The 229-nt window shown below is 61.6% G+C and carries 1 protein-coding gene; it reads right to left on the bottom strand.

The features are described 5' to 3' along the window. The coding region (locus B4920_RS28365) for an enoyl-CoA hydratase-related protein (protein ID WP_254051090.1) at nucleotides 1–229 on the bottom strand (229 nt) is incomplete at both ends.

Genomic DNA, 229 nt, shown 5'->3' with positions numbered 1-229 from the left:
GATGCCGAGTTTGGTCTCGGGCAGGCCGATCCTGGCGGTGGTGTCAGCCAGACGGAAATCGGTGGAGAGTATGGTCTCGCAGCCGCCGCCCAGGGCGTGGCCCTTGATGGCGGACAGGGTCGGCACCGGCAGATCTTCGATGGCGCTGAAGATGTCGTTGGCCTTTTTCAGCCAGCCGAGCAGATCTTCTTGCGGCAGATCGAACAGTTCCAGGAATTCGGTGATGTCG

This window comes from Zoogloea sp. LCSB751, assembly GCF_002028455.1.
Lineage (GTDB): Bacteria > Pseudomonadota > Gammaproteobacteria > Burkholderiales > Rhodocyclaceae > Zoogloea.
The sequence above is the reverse complement of the archived record's forward strand: the minus strand, read 5'-3'. Positions and strand labels throughout refer to the sequence as shown.